The sequence below is a fragment of the Pectobacterium aroidearum genome (assembly GCF_041228105.1).
GTDB lineage: Bacteria > Pseudomonadota > Gammaproteobacteria > Enterobacterales > Enterobacteriaceae > Pectobacterium > Pectobacterium aroidearum.
The window spans coordinates 3,584,772-3,601,017 of record NZ_CP166097.1 but is presented as its reverse complement, the minus strand read 5'-3'; the positions used below and the strand labels follow the sequence as shown (position 1 = coordinate 3,601,017).

General features: G+C 53.2%; 14 protein-coding genes, 2 tRNA genes and 1 other RNA gene. 8 read left to right on the top strand and 9 right to left on the bottom strand.

From position 1 onward, the window contains the following. The first annotated feature begins 2 nt into the window (after window positions 1-2). From cpoB to AB8809_RS16345, 5 genes are all read left to right on the top strand, one after another. On the top strand, window positions 3-779 hold the full coding sequence (gene cpoB / locus AB8809_RS16365) for a cell division protein CpoB (RefSeq protein ID WP_015839528.1): 777 nt from the start codon (window positions 3-5) through the stop codon (window positions 777-779). Window positions 780-954: 175 nt separating this feature from the next. Then, window positions 955-1,030 (top strand) — tRNA-Lys (locus tag AB8809_RS16360). Window positions 1,031-1,067: 37 nt separating this feature from the next. Further along, window positions 1,068-1,143: transfer RNA gene (locus AB8809_RS16355), tRNA-Lys, on the top strand. Window positions 1,144-1,189: 46 nt separating this feature from the next. Further along, window positions 1,190-1,317, top strand: a non-coding RNA gene (locus AB8809_RS16350) — RtT sRNA. Window positions 1,318-1,717: 400 nt separating this feature from the next. After that, window positions 1,718-2,434 carry a DUF554 domain-containing protein gene (locus tag AB8809_RS16345; protein WP_015839529.1) on the top strand — a complete coding sequence of 239 codons (717 nt, stop codon included), beginning with the start codon at window positions 1,718-1,720 and terminating at the stop codon, window positions 2,432-2,434. A gap of 14 nt (window positions 2,435-2,448) precedes the next feature. On the opposite strand, the gene AB8809_RS16340 is transcribed toward AB8809_RS16345, so the two are convergent. Beyond that, entirely contained in the window at window positions 2,449-2,847 is a 399-nt protein-coding gene (locus AB8809_RS16340) for a YjaA family stress response protein (RefSeq protein ID WP_349854991.1), read from the bottom strand. 240 nt (window positions 2,848-3,087) lie between these two features. On the opposite strand from AB8809_RS16340, the gene nadA reads away from it, so the two are divergent. Continuing rightward, a complete protein-coding gene (gene nadA / locus AB8809_RS16335; RefSeq protein WP_180778383.1) occupies window positions 3,088-4,149 on the top strand; it encodes a quinolinate synthase NadA in 1,062 nt (353 codons plus the stop codon). 58 nt (window positions 4,150-4,207) lie between these two features. Continuing rightward, window positions 4,208-4,933 (top strand): nicotinamide riboside transporter PnuC, encoded by a 726-nt coding sequence (gene pnuC / locus AB8809_RS16330; RefSeq protein WP_015839532.1) that lies wholly within the window; start codon window positions 4,208-4,210, stop codon window positions 4,931-4,933. Window positions 4,934-4,940: 7 nt separating this feature from the next. Here the strand turns inward: pnuC and zitB are convergent, their stop codons facing one another. Continuing rightward, window positions 4,941-5,906, bottom strand: a complete 966-nt coding sequence (gene zitB, locus AB8809_RS16325) for a CDF family zinc transporter ZitB (RefSeq protein ID WP_181844507.1) — start codon at window positions 5,904-5,906, stop codon at window positions 4,941-4,943. A 295-nt stretch (window positions 5,907-6,201) separates the two neighbouring features. On the opposite strand from zitB, the gene aroG reads away from it, so the two are divergent. Beyond that, on the top strand, window positions 6,202-7,257 hold the full coding sequence (gene aroG, locus AB8809_RS16320) for a 3-deoxy-7-phosphoheptulonate synthase AroG (protein WP_349854990.1): 1,056 nt from the start codon (window positions 6,202-6,204) through the stop codon (window positions 7,255-7,257). An 84-nt stretch (window positions 7,258-7,341) separates the two neighbouring features. Here the strand turns inward: aroG and gpmA are convergent, their stop codons facing one another. The 7 genes from gpmA to galM form a co-directional block, all read right to left on the bottom strand. After that, on the bottom strand, window positions 7,342-8,094 hold the full coding sequence (gene gpmA, locus AB8809_RS16315) for a 2,3-diphosphoglycerate-dependent phosphoglycerate mutase (RefSeq protein ID WP_015839535.1): 753 nt from the start codon (window positions 8,092-8,094) through the stop codon (window positions 7,342-7,344). Between the two features lie 137 nt (window positions 8,095-8,231). Continuing rightward, on the bottom strand, window positions 8,232-11,369 hold the full coding sequence (locus AB8809_RS16310; protein WP_349854988.1) for an efflux RND transporter permease subunit: 3,138 nt from the start codon (window positions 11,367-11,369) through the stop codon (window positions 8,232-8,234). After that, window positions 11,366-12,859 carry an efflux RND transporter periplasmic adaptor subunit gene (locus AB8809_RS16305; protein WP_349854986.1) on the bottom strand — a complete coding sequence of 498 codons (1,494 nt, stop codon included), beginning with the start codon at window positions 12,857-12,859 and terminating at the stop codon, window positions 11,366-11,368. The genes AB8809_RS16310 and AB8809_RS16305 overlap by 4 nt, the downstream gene beginning before the upstream one ends. Further along, entirely contained in the window at window positions 12,856-14,115 is a 1,260-nt protein-coding gene (locus AB8809_RS16300) for a TolC family protein (protein ID WP_182099392.1), read from the bottom strand. The genes AB8809_RS16305 and AB8809_RS16300 overlap by 4 nt, the downstream gene beginning before the upstream one ends. Before the next feature lie 12 nt (window positions 14,116-14,127). Further along, window positions 14,128-14,478, bottom strand: a complete 351-nt coding sequence (locus AB8809_RS16295) for a copper-binding protein (protein ID WP_349854985.1) — start codon at window positions 14,476-14,478, stop codon at window positions 14,128-14,130. Window positions 14,479-14,552: 74 nt separating this feature from the next. Beyond that, window positions 14,553-15,005, bottom strand: coding sequence for a hypothetical protein (locus AB8809_RS16290; RefSeq protein WP_336710071.1), 453 nt, complete (start codon window positions 15,003-15,005; stop codon window positions 14,553-14,555). A 151-nt stretch (window positions 15,006-15,156) separates the two neighbouring features. Further along, window positions 15,157-16,203 carry a galactose-1-epimerase gene (galM, locus tag AB8809_RS16285; protein WP_349854984.1) on the bottom strand — a complete coding sequence of 349 codons (1,047 nt, stop codon included), beginning with the start codon at window positions 16,201-16,203 and terminating at the stop codon, window positions 15,157-15,159. Between the last annotated feature and the right edge of the window lie 43 nt (window positions 16,204-16,246).

The following is a 16,246-nucleotide window of genomic DNA, read 5'->3' as shown; positions in this document are numbered from 1 at the left end:
GCATGAGCAGTAACTTCAGACGTCACCTGTTGGGTCTGTCGTTACTGGTTGGCGTAGCGGTCCCTTGGGCCGCTACTGCCCAAGCGCCAATCAGTAATGTCGGCTCAGGCTCGGTCGAAGACCGTGTCACTCAATTGGAGCGTATTTCTAACGCTCACAGTCAGCTTTTAACCCAACTTCAGCAGCAGCTCTCTGATAATCAGCGTGATATTGACAGCCTCCGTGGGCAGATTCAGGAAAGTCAGTATCAGTTGAATCAGGTTGTTGAACGGCAGAAGCAGATCTATCAGCAGATTGATGGATTAAGTTCGCAATCATCTTCTACACCGACGACAGATGGCACACCTGCCGCTGCTGCGGGTACTGACACCGGTGCGGCCAATACGGCGGCACCGGCCAGTACGGGTGATGCGAATACTGATTACAATGCTGCAGTCGCGCTCGTGCTGGAGAAAAAACAGTACGATCAGGCGATCAGCGCATTTCAGGCATTCGTCAAGAAGTACCCCGATTCAACGTATCAACCTAATGCTAACTATTGGCTTGGTCAGTTGAATTACAACAAGGGGAAAAAGGACGATGCGGCGTACTATTTCGCCAACGTTGTTAAAAATTATCCCAAGTCACCAAAAAGTTCCGAAGCCTTGCTGAAGGTTGGGGTGATCATGCAGGAAAAAGGTCAGGCAGATAAAGCCAAGGCCGTTTACCAGCAAGTTGTAAAAATGTACCCCAATACAGAAAGTGCAAAGCAGGCGCAAAAGCGTTTAGCCGGATCGTAATACCGTATTAATTGGCACAAAAATTGCGCAGCATGAGCGGTTTTTGTGCCTAAACGTCTTAAGAGTAAGCAATCAAACAGTTTTTTAAGAAAATAGGTTGCGCTGAAAATTTAAATCAGTAATATGTGCCGCCGTTGCCAAGGCAAACAGCAAAACGCTAAAGCAGCATGAAATTGGGTCGTTAGCTCAGTCGGTAGAGCAGTTGACTTTTAATCAATTGGTCGCAGGTTCGAATCCTGCACGACCCACCAATTTCAAGAGTGATATCAGTAAGCAGTTCCGCATTGCGGGTCGTTAGCTCAGTCGGTAGAGCAGTTGACTTTTAATCAATTGGTCGCAGGTTCGAATCCTGCACGACCCACCATTTCAGCAGTAGCATTCCTTTCTCGAATAAATTCATTTTAAGTCATATATCGCACGTGTCGTGTAGGTGAGAACCTGCGCTCAGGTTCGAGCCGAGCGAAGCGAGACAGCAACGCGTCAGCGTTGACCCCGAAGGGGCGAGTCCATAGGACGAGTAATCCTGCACGACCCACCATCTTCTAGTAGTACAATTCCAAATTAGACAACCTTCGCTTTTCTAATTACCGCATAATGAACACAGTGACTTTTTATTAATTGGTCGCACGTTCTAGCCGATCGAAGCGCGACAGCAATGCGCTAGCGTTGACCCGGAAGGCTGGGTGCATTCTGCATGACCCACCATCTAAGATGTAGCATTCCCTCCTCAAATAAATCCACTTTAAGCCATATAGCACGTGTCATATCGATACGATAAAACTCATTATCATTCCCTGCTCGTTCAGGCTTTGGAGTATATTAGGCATTTATCCCTCTCCATGGACTATATAGCCCGTCAGGAACTGTTTTCTCATCCTATCGAGCGGAATGGAGTCACTGCCACAGGGAAGCGGCTGTAGCCCTGTTTAGGAAGATATATGATTGGTCCGTTGATTAATGGTGCTGCTATCTTGATTGGTAGTGGCTTGGGCATTGTTTTACGTCGTTTTATCCCTCAGCGTTTGCAAGATGGCCTTCCGCCAGCGTTTGCGATGGTGTCGATTGCAATGGGGATCACGCTGGTTGTTAAAGTCCAGCAGTTGCCTGCGGTGGCGTTGGCTATCGTGATTGGCGTGGCGTTAGGCGAGCTGCTCCGCATGGAGTCTGGTGTGCAGTGGGCTGGAACGATGATTCAGAGAGGGCTAAACCGCGTTTTGCCTGCACAAGAGCACCGCTTACCACAGGATGTCTACACTCAGAACTTTACTGCATTAATCGTTCTATTTTGCGCCAGCGGTACCGGCGTGGTGGGCGCATTGACGGAAGGATTAACCGGTGATTATCAACTGCTGATCATCAAATCTGCTTTGGATATTTTTACCGCGCTGATTTTTTCCATCACGCTGGGTCTTGCTGTGATGTCGATTGCGATACCACAGGTTATTGTCCAGACGCTGCTGTTCTTCTCTGCCAAATTGATTATGCCCTTTATGACAGATATCACGATGGGTGACTTTTCTGCCTGTGGCGGCATTATCATGATTGCGGTAGGGCTGAGGATCGCGCAGATTAAATCCTTTGCGGTGGTTAACTTCCTGCCTGCTTTGGTTCTGGTTATACCTATCTCGCTCTACTGGCATCGCCTCTTCGCCTAAAGGGCGACGCCTGATTAGCGGCTGACGATTGAGGGCATGTCGCCGCTAAAAATTTGTGTGACTTCCTGGTCGGTAAGCGGCACATTTTTGCTACAGACATAAATATGCTTTCCTTGCGGGCTGATGCTCTTGGCTAGCTCTATGTAGCTGGCAAATTCGACCTGGCTGTGTCCGCCTTCATTCATTTCCATGGCATGAATGATGACATTGTGCGAGGAGAATAAATTAATCAGTCGGTTGGCTGCTACCTTGCGCGTGAGTCGATCCAATAGTTTCATCGCCGGAATCATCTGACCGAGCAGTAAGCGTGTGGTGGTAAAAGGCGTTTCTGACTTCTCTGTCACTTCTTGTTTTGTCTCCACGTTTCTAACGGTCAGGGTATCGCGATATATTCTGATATAGAGGCTGGCCATGCCATTTCTCTCCTTGTCTCTCTTCTACGTTTCTTTTCTACATCTTTTTTCTATAAGTAACACCATTCACGCATTACCTATCGATATTTTAAGCATATTAAACAAAATGGTGAGCTGCCTAGAAAAAACACCGCGACTTTAGGGCGTTTTTTCGGTATTTTGTTTAGGATAAAAAACTCCGAGGCTGATAGTGAATCAGTATCCGGTGTTACAACCCGAGTTGTCATCGTGGAAATCCATATGAGTATCCTTTTTGATAGCAATGAGACCATTTATCCGTTTCCGCCGAAACCGAAGCCATTATCGGCTGAGGCGAAACAGCACTATCGTAGCAGGATAAAAACACTGCTGCGGGAAAGAAACGCCGTCATGGTAGCGCACTACTATACCGATCCTGAAATTCAGGCGCTGGCAGAGGAAACCGGTGGCTGCGTGGCGGACTCGCTGGAAATGGCGCGATTCGGCAGCACCCATTCGGCATCGACACTGTTGGTGGCGGGGGTCCGCTTCATGGGGGAAACCGCTAAGATACTCAATCCAGAAAAAACGATTCTGATGCCCACGTTGGAAGCCGAATGCTCGCTCGATCTCGGTTGCCCCGTTGATGAATTCAGTCGTTTTTGCGATGCACATCCGGATCGCACGGTAGTGGTGTATGCCAATACGTCGGCGGCGGTAAAGGCGCGTGCCGATTGGGTGGTCACATCCAGTATCGCGGTGGAGTTGATCGAGCATCTGGATAGCCTGGGAGAAAAGATTATCTGGGCACCGGACCGTCATCTGGGAAGCTATGTACAAAAGCAGACAGGAGCGGATGTACTGTGCTGGCAAGGCGCGTGCATTGTGCATGACGAATTTAAAACGCAGGCGCTGAAGCGCATGAAGATCCTGTACCCGGATGCGGCAATTCTGGTCCATCCAGAGTCGCCGCAAAGCGTGGTAGAGATGGCTGATGCCGTTGGGTCGACCAGCCAACTGATTCAGGCGGCAAAAACGTTGCCGCAGCGCGAACTGATTGTGGCGACCGATCGCGGCATTTTCTACAAGATGCAACAGGCTTGCCCGGAGAAAACGTTGCTGGAAGCGCCGACAGCGGGTGAAGGGGCAACCTGCCGCAGTTGTGCACACTGTCCGTGGATGGCGATGAATGGGCTGGAAGCGATTGCTAACGGCCTGGAACAAGGGGGACGCGCTCATGAGATTCATGTTGATGCCGCTCTGCGAGAAGGCGCATTAATCCCGCTGAATCGCATGCTGGATTTTGCGGCTTCGCTAAAATTGCGTGTGAAAGGGAATGCCTGACGGCGAATCAGGGCATCTTGATAGACATTTCTTACAATAATTGAGACAGGGTGGTGAGATGGATTTTTTTAGTACCAGCAACATTTTAATTCACATTCCTTTGGGGGAAGGGGGATACGATCTTTCCTGGATTGAGGCGATCGGTACGCTGTTTGGCCTGCTGTGTATTTGGTTTGCGAGTCAGGAAAAAACCATCAACTATCTGTTCGGGTTGATTAACGTCACGCTGTTCGCCGTGATCTTTTTCCAGATTCAGCTCTATGCCAGCCTGTTGCTGCAAATCTTCTTTTTTGCCGCCAATATTTATGGCTGGTATGCCTGGACGCGCAAGACGGACTCGCAGGAAGTGGAACTGCGCATCCGCTGGTTGCCAATGCAGAAACTGATTGGCTGGTCGGTGGCGTGTGTTGTCGCGATTGGCTTGATGACGTTCTACATTGATGCGGTGTTTGCCGTGCTGACGCGTATTGCCGTTTCTGGTATGCAAGGGCTCGGGCTGTCAGTGCAGATGCCGACTCTCCAGCCGGATGCGTTCCCATTCTGGGATTCCACCATGATGGTGCTGTCGATCGTGGCGATGATACTGATGACGCGTAAATACGTCGAGAACTGGCTGCTGTGGGTCGTGATTGACGTCATCAGTGTGGTGATCTTTGCTTATCAGGGCGTCTACGCGATGGCGGTAGAATACGCGATCCTGACGCTGATCGCGCTGAACGGCTCCTGGCTATGGATTAAGAGCGCGCAGGAAAACCGCGTCAACGCGGCTTCACAGGGCGTTTAATCCAAACTTAATGCTTGTGGTGGTGGCCTTTCGCCTCATGCTTTTCATCATAATGAATAGCCGAATGACGGCTTTCCTGATGGTGGAAAGCGCAGTGGTCATCATCACAGCGTTGATATTCCATCTGTACCGTTGCGTGCTCAATCTGATAGTTCTGCAGTAAATATTCCTGAATACGTCTTAACAACGCATCATGATCGTGTGGCGGAACCACCTGCGCATGCAGCGTCATCATCGGCTTTTCGCCAACCTGCCATAAATGAACGTGGTGGATATTTCTGACTTCGGGAATATTCAGCGTCAGATCTTTCTGTAGAACCTCAACGCTAAGCTGGCTAGGTGTGCCTTCCAGCAATTCGTGAATGCTTTCTTTTAATAGCGCCCACGCACTACGCAGCACCAGACACGACACCAAAATAGAAAGAATCGGGTCGATAGGCGTCCAGTTGGTATAAAGGATGATCACGGCAGCGGCAATCGCGCCGACGGATCCGAGCAGGTCGCCCAGCACATGCAGGGCTGCCGCGCGGACGTTAATATTTTTCTCCTCGCTACCGTGGTGTAACAGCCAAAACGCCACGATGTTTGCCAGTAACCCGGCGATGGCGACAAGTAGCATAGGCACGCCCGCAACGGGCTGTGGCTCATAGAAGCGTTGGATAGCTTCCCAGCAGATGAACGCGGTAATCAGTATCAGCGTCAGCGCGTTCACAAAAGCGGCGAGGGTCGTGAGTCGCAAATAGCCGAAGGTATGGCGGGCATTGGGCTTACGCTGTGCAAAACGCACGGCGACAAGCGCGACGAACAGCGCGGCGGCGTCCGTCAGCATATGCCCCGCATCGGCGAGCAGGGCGAGGGAGCCGGACAACAGGCCGCCAATAACTTCTGCCACCATAAACGTGGCGGTAATGATAAACGCGGCCAGCAGGCGTTTACTGTTGCCTGATTCTGCGTGGCTGTGGTTATGTGCCATAGATCACCCTGAGTAGCGGTTTTATTCCACTTTACTGAAATCCGCAGAGAAAACCTATTCTGCGGTTCACTGACCTGTTGGTTGTGCTATTTTCTGGTGAAAATAGGACGGATGCGCCATCTGAGAGCATTTGATCGCGTAAATCCCGTTGATTTCAGCGCCCTGATAACACCAGCTTGACATATAATAATCAATCTTCAATATGAAACATCCCGTTTCTCAGGCTACCCGTACAGGCGGGATGGCGCGTATTGGATGGGGTTAACATACCGTTTCGGAACCGATGGATTTATTTATGAATTACCAAAATGATGATTTAAGAATTAAAGAGATTAATGAACTTTTGCCGCCGGTTGCTTTGCTAGAAAAGTTTCCAGCCACGGAGAAGGCAGCGGAAACGGTATCGTTCGCGCGTACTGCCATCCATAAAATTCTCAACGGCAATGACGATCGCCTGCTGGTGGTGATCGGTCCTTGCTCGATCCACGACACGAAAGCGGCAAAAGAGTACGCCGCGCGTTTGCTGACGCTGCGTGATGAACTGAGCGCCGATCTGGAAGTGGTTATGCGGGTTTATTTTGAAAAACCACGTACCACGATTGGCTGGAAAGGGCTCATCAACGATCCGCACATGGACAATAGCTTCCAGATCAACGATGGCCTGCGTATTGCGCGCCAGCTGCTGCTGGAAATTAACGATACCGGTTTGCCAGCGGCGGGTGAATTTCTGGACATGATCACCCCGCAATACCTGGCGGATTTGATGAGCTGGGGCGCTATCGGCGCACGTACGACAGAATCTCAGGTTCACCGTGAATTAGCATCTGGCCTGTCATGCCCTGTTGGCTTTAAAAACGGCACCGACGGCACCATCAAGGTCGCGATTGATGCGATTAACGCCGCCAGCGCGCCGCACTGCTTCCTGTCTGTGACCAAATGGGGCCATTCGGCTATCGTGAACACCAGCGGTAACAACGATTGCCATATCATTCTGCGCGGCGGTAAAACGCCGAACTACAGCGCTGAACACGTTAAAGACGTGAAGGTTGGCTTGGAAAAAGCGGGTCTGACACCGCAGGTCATGATCGATTTCAGCCATGCGAACAGCAGCAAGCAGTTCAAAAAGCAGATGGATGTCTGTACTGACGTCAGTGGGCAGATCGCTCAGGGCGACAAAGCGATTATGGGCGTGATGGTAGAAAGCCATCTGGTTGAAGGCAACCAAAGTCTGGAAAGCGGTGAACCGCTGGTTTATGGCCGCAGTGTGACTGACGCGTGTATTGGCTGGGAAGATACGGAATCTCTGCTGCGCCAGTTAGCGTCTGCGGTACGCGAACGCCGCAGCAAGTAATATAGAATGGCGTGCTAGCTGGCGCGTCATAGAACATAAATAAAAAACCCGGCACAGGCCGGGTTTTTCTCATTCAGAGGTAAATTACTTCGCTTTACCCTGATTTGCTACTGCAGCAGCTTTTGCAGCGATTTCGTCTGCGTTGCCCAGGTAGTAACGTTTGATTGGCTTGAAGTTCTCGTCGAACTCATAAACCAACGGCACGCCAGTTGGGATATTCAGTTCCAGAATTTCGTCTTCGCCCATGTTGTCCAGATATTTCACCAGTGCACGCAGTGAGTTACCGTGAGCCGCGATGATAACGCGCTCGCCGCTCTTGATACGTGGCAGGATGGTTTCATTCCAGTAAGGCACAACACGTTCGATGGTCAGCGCCAGGCTTTCAGTCAGCGGCAGCTCTTTGTCGCTCAGAGAAGCGTAACGCGGATCGTGGCCAGGGAAACGTTCGTCATCACGCGTCAACTCTGGAGGCGTAATTGCGAAACCACGACGCCATTGTTTAACCTGCTCGTCACCGTATTTCTCAGCGGTTTCGGCTTTGTTCAGACCCTGCAGCGCACCGTAGTGGCGTTCGTTCAGTTTCCAGGATTTTTCAACTGGCAACCAGGCTTGATCCAGCTCGTCCAGTACGTTCCACAGTGTGTGAATGGCACGTTTCAGCACGGAGGTATACGCGAAATCAAAGGCAAAACCTTCGTCTTTCAGCAGCTGACCTGCGGCTTTGGCTTCTGAACGGCCTTTGTCGGACAGATCGACATCGTACCAGCCCGTGAAGCGGTTTTCGTTGTTCCACTGGCTCTCACCGTGTCTTACCAGTACCAGCTTAGTTACAGCCATAGCTAAACTCCTTCCTATCCTAAGATTTCTGTGATAACTGATTTCATTATAGGGGCGGAGAACGGTTATCGGCAATCGATAGTCGATGGCAAGCGTGATTTATCCGCAGGTTATTTGCGTAAAATCACGCTCTGGCTTTACCGTTTCAGCAAACCGGATTCCCCCTTGTGCAATAGCAGATAAACCGCAGGGATCACCAGCATAGACAGCAGGGGGGCGCTCACCATCCCGCCGATCATCGGTGCAGCGATCCGCTGCATGATTTCAGACCCGCTGCCTCCACCCCACATAATGGGGAGTAACCCAGCCATAATCGTCGCTACGGTCATCATTTTTGGCCGTACGCGCAGAACCGCCCCTTCGTGGATGGCATCCATTAACTGCTGGCGCGACAGCGCCTGACCGGCCACACGGTGTTTCTCCACCGCATGATTGAGGTACAGCAGCATAATGACGCCAAACTCCGCCGAGACACCCGCCAGTGCAATAAAGCCCACGGCACCGGCTACAGAAAGATTATAGCCAAGGATATAGAGCAGCCAGACGCCGCCAATCAGCGCGAACGGCAGCGTTGCCATAATCAGCAAGGCATCTTTGATGCGGTTGAAGGTAACGTACAACAGCACAAAAATGATCAGCAACGTAAAAGGCACGACGACTTTCATTTTTTCCGTGGCGCGTTCCAGATACTCAAATTGACCGGACCAGCTCAGCGAAACCCCTTCCGGCAGCGTAATCTGCTGGGCAACGGCCTGTTGCATGTCTTCAACGGCGGATTTCAGGTCACGGCCGCGCAGATCGACATAAATCCAGTCCGACAGACGACTGTTCTCGCTTTTCAGCATCGGTGGCCCTTCGCTGACGCGAATATCAGCCAATTCTGCCAGCGTCACTCTGCTACCGTTTGCCGTCACGATGGGCAGGTCGCGCAATTTTTGTAGCGAATCACGTAATTCACGCGGGTAACGGATATTGATGGGATAACGCTGGCGGCCTTCAATGGTTTCGCCGATGTTCTGCCCGCCGATGAGCGTAGCGACGACCGACTGAAGCTCTTCGACGGATACGCCGTAGCGTGCGGCGCGTTGTCGGTCGATATCAATATCGATATAGCGCCCGCCCGCTAACCGTTCCGCCAGCGCAGAGGTCACGCCCGGAACCTGTTTGACCACCTGTTCGATTTGCTCGGCGGTGCGCTCGATGTCTGCCAGATTATTGCCGTTGACCTTGATGCCTACTGGGCTTTTGATACCAGTAGCTAGCATGTCCAGCCGGTTGCGAATCGGTGGCACCCACACGTTGGCGATACCCGGTAGGCTGACGGTGCGATCCAACTCGGCCACCAGTTTGTCCATGGTCATGCCCTCACGCCATTGGTCGCGTGGTTTCAGCCGAATCGTACTTTCCAGCATGGTGAGCGGGGCGGGGTCGGTTGCCGTTTCGGCACGACCGGCCTTACCAAAAACCGATTCAACTTCGGGCACGGTTTTAATCAGCCGATCCGTTTGTTGCAGCAGGCGACCCGCCTCACGCGCGGAGATGCCGGGTAGGGTAGAAGGCATATACAGCAGATCGCCTTCATCCAGCGGTGGCATAAATTCGCTTCCCAGGCGACTGAGTGGAAAGAGCGTCAGTAGCAACAGCAGGCCGGAAACCAGCAACGTGATCTTCGGGTAGCTCAGCACTTTTTGCAGCACTGGATGATAGAGCGCAATCAGCCAACGGTTGATCGGGTTTGCCTGTTCGTCCGGTATCTTACCGCGCACGAAATACCCCATTAATACCGGAACCAGCGTAATGCCTAATCCGGCGGCGACGGCCATGGCATAGGTTTTGGTAAAGGCCAGCGGTGAAAACATGCGGCCTTCCTGCGCTTCCAGTGAGAACACGGGCACAAACGACAGCGTAATGATCAGCAGGCTGCAAAACAGCGCAGGCCCCACTTCAACCGCTGCCCGTTCCGCTAACTGCCACCATTCGTTATTCTGTGGCTGTTTGCCGGGGTTTTCATGTCGCCACTGCTCAATGACTTTATGCATGTTTTCTATCATCACAATCGCGGCATCCACCATGGCGCCGATGGCAATCGCGATACCGCCCAGCGACATAATATTCGCGTTCACGCCCTGATAGCGCATGATGATAAACGCGCCCAAAATCCCCAGCGGTAGACTGATGATTGCCACCAGCGCCGAGCGGAAGTGGAACAGAAACAGTGCGCAGATGACGGCGACAACGACAAACTCTTCCAGCAGTTTGAAGCTGAGTGTGTCGATAGCATGCTCAATGAGCTGAGAGCGATCGTAAGTTGGGACGATCTCAACGCCGACTGGCAGGCTTTTTTGTATCTCCTGTAACCGAGCCTTGACGGCATGCAGCGTATTCAGCGCATTTTTGCCATAGCGCAGGACGATAATGCCGCCTGCCACTTCGCCTTCACCATTCAATTCGGCAATGCCGCGCCGCATCTCCGGCCCTTCTCTGAGCGTAGCGACATCCTGCAACAGCACGGGGATGCCGTTACGGGTGGTGATCATTACATGGTTAAAGTCTTGCGCGGTTTTCAGGTAGCCGGTGGTACGTACCATGTACTCCGCTTCGCCCAGTTCCAGCACCGAACCGCCATTTTCCTGATTAGCCGCTTGAACGGCACTGACGATCTGCTGGTGAGTGATGCCCTGCGTCCGCATACGTTCTGGATCGACGACGATCTGATATTGCTTGACCATGCCTCCCACGCTGGCGACTTCTGCCACATCAGGCACCGTTTTCAGTTCATATTTCAGCAGCCAGTCCTGAAAGCCGCGCATGTCGGCCAGACTATATTTACCGCTACGATCCACCAGCGCGTACTCGTAGATCCAGCCAACACCAGTGGCGTCCGGGCCAAGCGAGGTTTTGGCCTCAGCAGGCAGGCTGGATTGCACCTGACTGAGATACTCCAGCACGCGGGAACGTGCCCAGTAGGGATCGGTTCCGTCTTCAAACAGCACATAGACGTAAGCATCGCCAAACATGGAAAAGCCCCGTACTGTCTTGGCGCCCGGTACGGAAAGCATGGTGGTGGTCAACGGATAGGTCACCTGATTTTCCACCACCTGCGGTGCCTTACCCGGATAGCTGACGCGAATGATGACCTGTACGTCAGACAGATCGGGCAGGGCATCCAGCGGTGTTTTTTGCAGAGAGATCAGCCCCCACGCCGCCATGAACAACGCCGCCAGTAAAACCAGCAGGCGATTGTTGAGCGACCAGCGAATCACGTAGGCAATCATGGATGGCCTCCGTGTCCGGCATGCGGATCGTCAGCGGGTAAAAAATGCAGGACGTGTATCCCACTGTCGTCCATGTTGAACTGGAAACTGACGGTGCTGCCGATTCCCACTCCTTGAGGCAGCCCTGACGATGGCAGCGTGAAATCCATCGTCATCGGCGACCAGTCGAGCGCCGGAACGGCTTCATGTTCAATGGTGACCTGATTGCCATTTATCGCTTTGATCACACCCTGAGTTTGATAGCCGACGGGAGCAGCGGGTGCTGCCGATGTGTCAGTAGCAAATTGCGGTAGGGCGTTGCGCAGGCTGGCTTCAGAATCAATCAGGAACTGACCGGAGGTGACCACGCTGTCGCCAATCTTCAGGCCATCGATGATTTCTACCCAATCACCTAGCGACGCGCCCGCAGTGACGTTACGCGGAGTGAAATGGCCATTGCCATCGCTCAGCAAGACCCGATTTTGGCTACCGCTGACCAATAGTGCTTCCTGTGGGATCGCCAGACGCGGCTGTGCCTGAGCGTGAGAAAGCTGTACTGTGAGATACATGCCGGGTTTAAGCTGCTGCTGCGGGTTGTTGAGTACGACGCGCGCTTTTAGCGTGCGCGTGGTGCTATCCAGCACGGGCAACAGTTCGCTGATCTTGCCGTGGAAGGTTTTACCCGGCCAGGCACTGCTGGCGGCGCTAATATCGTTGCCGATAGTGAGCTGAGCCGCCTGAGCCTCGGGGTAATCGACATCGACCCAAACCGGATTCAGGCTGGCAAGTTCAAATAACGGCTGGGCAGGGCTTAACTGCATGCCTTGCCGCACCTCAAGCTTATTCACGTAGCCGTCTTCCGGCGCGGTAATGGCGATTCGATCCTGCGGCTTGCCGCTACGCTCGACCTGACGAATAACCGTTTCTGGCATGAACAGCAGTGCTAGCCGCTGGCGGGCTGACTGGGTCAGAACGTTGTCGCCCAACTGTCGTACCGCCAGATATTCACGCTGCGCCGCCGCCCAGGTCGGGTTCCACAACGTGGCGAGCGTCTCGCCTTTCTTCACCTGCTGCTGCAGTGCATTGACTGTGAGTTTTTCGACAATGCCGCCGCTGGGCGCGACCAGCGTGTGCAATCCACGCTCGTTGATCGCGACGGTGCCGTAACCCGTGCTGTGGTTGGCAAGTTCGCGCATTTCCACACGCGCGGTGCGAACGCCAAGATTTTGCTGCTGGCGGGCGCTGACGGTGATACCGCCGTCATCCTGTGCTTCATCGGCATAGCGGGGCACCAGCTCCATATCCATAAAGGGTGATTTTCCCGGCTTGTCGAAACGTTTATCCGGCACCATCGGGTCGTACCAATAGAGGACGGTACGTTCCGGCTTTGCGACAGAGGGAGCAAGTGGCGCGTGCTGTTTGCCTACCAGGTAGCCCACGCCACCCGCGCTGAGGATAGCCAGCGTTATCAGGCTAAACATCAGTGATTTTTTCGTTACGGTTTTGTTCATTGCGCAGGGCTTCCTTGTGGCGTCAGATAGCGGATGGCGGCCCAATATTGGGCCATCTCTCGAGCGGTATCCTGAACCGCGATCCGGCTTTCGAGCAGTGCCCGGCGGGCATCCAGCACGGCAGAGAGATTACTGCTGCCGGATTGATACTGAGCCTGAATCAGTTTGATACGCTGCTGTTGCAACGGAAGAATCTCGCCGTTCTGACGCTGCCAGCGTGACTGTGCGGCTTGATATTGAGCTATTAGCGTATCGAGTTGCGCCTGATGTTCTCGTTCGGTGAGCAAGACTTTGTCGCGCGCTTCCATGCTGCGAGAGACGTCCGCGGCGTAGTCCTTATCCTGACGTTTGGATTTGAACAGCGGTAGATCGACCGTCACCATCATGCCCGCCATGTCGTCGTAATTGTCTCCGCGTTTCGCGTAATAGACTTCAACATCGACATTGGGGATGGCGGCTACAGCTGACTGTGCCGAGCGAGCCTGAGCCAGCTCGGCTTCACGCTGTGCCTGCTGCATTTCCGGGTGCTGGTGAATGGCACTGCTGAGTACTGCTGGTGAAGCTGGCAGACGTTCAAAGCGGGGCAGTTCGCCATGCACATTGATATCCGTCATGCCGGTAAGCTGCACCAAACGCGCATGCGCGATACGCGTATCCCGCTCGGCGTCGGCCAGTTTGTCCTGCATGGCTGCCAGCGTCAGACGGGCATCCAGGACGCTACTGGCTTCGCTGCCCGCCGCCACGCTTGCTTTTTGTGAGGCGACCTGTCGCTGGCTTTCATTGACCAGCGCGGTGACTTCGGCCAACGCTTTTTGCGAGAGTGCCAGATCCAGCCATGCCTGCGCCGTTTCCCGTTGCAAACGAGCACGGATACTTTCGCTATTGCTTTGCAGCGCGTCGGCTTCGACCCGGATAGCCTGCGCCTTACTATCGCGCTTACGGCTGCTGACGTAGGTTTGCATGACGCCGATGCGCTGCATCGTCATTCCTTCCCGCGTGAGGCGGCTACCGTTGTTGCCACCTAATGGCAAATTTTCGACACCAAATTTTAACTTTGGATCGGGGAGCTGCGTGGCGGAGTCGGCCATGTTCTGTAGTGCGTTAATCTGGTGTTGATTGGCGGACAGATCGGCGGAGTAGCGTTCCGCCGCCTGTAATGCCTGTTCAAGACTCAGATCTGCCGCAAAGACAGCGGCAGGCAGCCACAGCAACATCGCCAGACACGCGCGCACGGCGTCGTGTTTGGATAAATTCATGATGTGCTCCGGTTAAGGCTGCTGTGGCGTAATCGCAGTCAGGGTGTAGCCGCTGTCGCTCTGGACAAAGCTGAACGTAACGGGCGTGTTGACGGGTAACGGCCTGATGTCTCCACTGGATGGCAGTGTGAATGCCATCGTCATGGCAGGCCATTTTAGGTCGGCAACTGGCGCGTGAGAGAGCGTAACGCTGTCGGCGTTCCACTGTTTAACAATCCCGGCACTCTGATAAACCGCTGTAGTGGCAGCAGAAGTGCTATGCATCATCGCATGATGCTGGTGGTCGTTTGCCCACGCGGGCAAGGTAACGGAAGAAGCAGCAAGAATCAGGCTGTTGAACAGAGCCAGGTAAGTGATACGCATAAAAATAATCCCAATAAAATAATTGATAAACAAAATGTTGCGCCTACTGGCGCAGGGGTTATCAATCGCTTGGGTTATTCTCTGAATCGACAGAAGCGGATCTCAGCCGGAGGTCCTGCCGCAGGAGGTGAGAGCCAGGCATCGCATGCTTGATTAAGGGTGACTGGATTATCCGCTAAAACCAGTTCACCACTGACCGGCAGCGCTAATAATGCCAGCGAGCCGTTATCCTGCTTAACGCTATCCGGTACGCAGTGTTTTTCGCACAGCGGCGTTTGCTGGTCGAGGGCGTAAGACACACCGGCCGTATGCTGAGCGTGAGACGATAATGGCTGAACGTCAACCTGTTGCAGATGTGCCTGATGCTGAATAGTGGGGGATGTCTGGCTGAGAGTTATATCGCATTGGTGGCCTGCGATAGCCAGTTGTGCATTCAGGAAAAGCCAGCACAGCGCCAATAGCCATCCCCATCTGCCTTTATGGCGCAGATGATGAATGAATAATGGAGACCGTGATGATGCGGACATGGCATTTCCTTTTTGGGTATTCCGGGAGTGTAAGCGTCTGAGTGGGAAGGGGGCAAGCGGGGAATGGCATAGTTTTGTAAAGTCGTTTTGTAAATTGGCAGATACCCATCTGCCAATGTTATCAATGAGTTAATGATATTTTGCTGTTCAGTTACTGTACGAGAAACTGGTACGTGGTATCCGAGCGGTAGACTTTCCCCGGTTTCAGCCAGCAGTCGGGCTGTGGCCACTCTGGATGATTCGGGCTGTCTGGCAGGAATTCGCTTTCCAGTGCGACGCCGGCATAGTTTTCATACTGACCACCGTCCCGCGAAGGCGTTCCGGCCAGGAAGTTGCCGCTGTAGAGCTGTAACGCAGGGGCGCTGGTGAAGACGCTCATCAGCACGCGGCCATCGGATGACCACAAATTGGCAGCCGGACTTTCGCTGGAACCGCATGTGCGATGCAGTAAGTAGGCATGATCGTAACCGCCGACGGCCATTTGATCGCTGTCGCGCAGGAAATCCTCTTCGAGCGTTTTTGGCTGGCGGAAATCCATTCCGGTAGCATTTACCGGTGTCAGGTCGGCGTTGGGAATCCCCGAACTATTGACCGGTAAATAATAGTCAGCAAACAGCTGCAATTGGTGTTTACGTACGTCAGTCAGATCGCCATCAAGGTTGAAATAGGCGTGGTTAGTCAGGCAGACGGGGCAGGCTTTCTCTACGGTCGCCTGATACGAAATTTCCAACGAGTTATGTTCTGTCAGCGCGTAAGTCACCTGTGCGTTGAGGTGCCCTGGATACCCCTGATCGCCATCCGGTGAGTGCAGTTGGTAAGTGACCTGCGTTGCATCCTGACTGACGATTCGCCAGCGGCGGGCATGAAAGCCTTCCGGGCCGCCATGCAGTTGATGCTCGTTCTGGTTCGGAACTAGATGAAAAGTTTCGGCCTCTCGACTGAATGTTGCTTTGGCTATGCGATTGGCATAGCGACCAATCGACGCGCCAAGATAAGCGCCTTGTTGCGGATACTGCTCGGGTGATGCACAGCCCAAGAGTACCTCTCGCACCTCACCCTCCGGTAGCGGGAGCTCACAGGAAAGCCAGGTTGCACCCCAGTCCATCAGGCACACGCGCATGCCTGCCTGATTCTGCAAGGTCGTTAATTGAAACGGCCGACCATCGGGCGCCAGCGTAGTAAGACTTTCATTCAACATGACTTGCTCCTGTAGAGGTTCAACCAGATAGAGAGCGTTGATC

Coding starts and splice junctions, on each gene's coding strand:
- AB8809_RS16295 (WP_349854985.1), bottom strand. CDS start 14,478: ATGCGTATCACTTACCTGGCTCTGTTCAACAGCCTGATTCTTGCTGCT.
- pnuC (WP_015839532.1), top strand. CDS start 4,208: ATGGATTTTTTTAGTACCAGCAACATTTTAATTCACATTCCTTTGGGG.
- AB8809_RS16290 (WP_336710071.1), bottom strand. CDS start 15,005: ATGTCCGCATCATCACGGTCTCCATTATTCATTCATCATCTGCGCCAT.
- gpmA (WP_015839535.1), bottom strand. CDS start 8,094: ATGGCTGTAACTAAGCTGGTACTGGTAAGACACGGTGAGAGCCAGTGG.
- galM (WP_349854984.1), bottom strand. CDS start 16,203: ATGTTGAATGAAAGTCTTACTACGCTGGCGCCCGATGGTCGGCCGTTT.
- AB8809_RS16310 (WP_349854988.1), bottom strand. CDS start 11,369: ATGATTGCCTACGTGATTCGCTGGTCGCTCAACAATCGCCTGCTGGTT.
- AB8809_RS16340 (WP_349854991.1), bottom strand. CDS start 2,847: ATGGCCAGCCTCTATATCAGAATATATCGCGATACCCTGACCGTTAGA.
- AB8809_RS16305 (WP_349854986.1), bottom strand. CDS start 12,859: ATGAACAAAACCGTAACGAAAAAATCACTGATGTTTAGCCTGATAACG.
- AB8809_RS16345 (WP_015839529.1), top strand. CDS start 1,718: ATGATTGGTCCGTTGATTAATGGTGCTGCTATCTTGATTGGTAGTGGC.
- nadA (WP_180778383.1), top strand. CDS start 3,088: ATGAGTATCCTTTTTGATAGCAATGAGACCATTTATCCGTTTCCGCCG.
- zitB (WP_181844507.1), bottom strand. CDS start 5,906: ATGGCACATAACCACAGCCACGCAGAATCAGGCAACAGTAAACGCCTG.
- aroG (WP_349854990.1), top strand. CDS start 6,202: ATGAATTACCAAAATGATGATTTAAGAATTAAAGAGATTAATGAACTT.
- AB8809_RS16300 (WP_182099392.1), bottom strand. CDS start 14,115: ATGAATTTATCCAAACACGACGCCGTGCGCGCGTGTCTGGCGATGTTG.
- cpoB (WP_015839528.1), top strand. CDS start 3: ATGAGCAGTAACTTCAGACGTCACCTGTTGGGTCTGTCGTTACTGGTT.